This window comes from Mordavella massiliensis (genome assembly GCF_016901695.1).
In the GTDB taxonomy this organism is placed as follows: domain Bacteria; phylum Bacillota; class Clostridia; order Lachnospirales; family Lachnospiraceae; genus Claveliimonas; species Claveliimonas massiliensis_A.
In genome coordinates this window covers 1-226 of record NZ_JACJKS010000113.1, presented here as the reverse complement: position 1 = coordinate 226, position 226 = coordinate 1, and the positions used below count along the sequence as shown (strand labels likewise).

Genomic DNA, 226 nt, shown 5'->3' with positions numbered 1-226 from the left:
CATGCTGTATGCTGTTGTGACCTATGCAAACATGCGCGGAGTCAGGGCTGTTGACCGTATTGTTGACCTGTGTCAGCGAGACCTTGCATTCATCTGGCTGACCAGAGGGCAGAAACCCCAGAGGGATGTCTTTTACGATTTTAAAGGGAAAAAGCTGACAGAAGAAGTCCTGGATGAATTAAATTATCAGTTCATGCGCCGTCTGGAAAAGGAGGGCCTTATTACG

The 226-nt window shown here is 47.8% G+C and carries 1 pseudogene; it reads left to right on the top strand.

Annotated elements, in window-relative coordinates:
• Nucleotides 1-226: pseudogene (locus H6A20_RS13340) on the top strand (hypothetical protein); the annotation flags it as partial.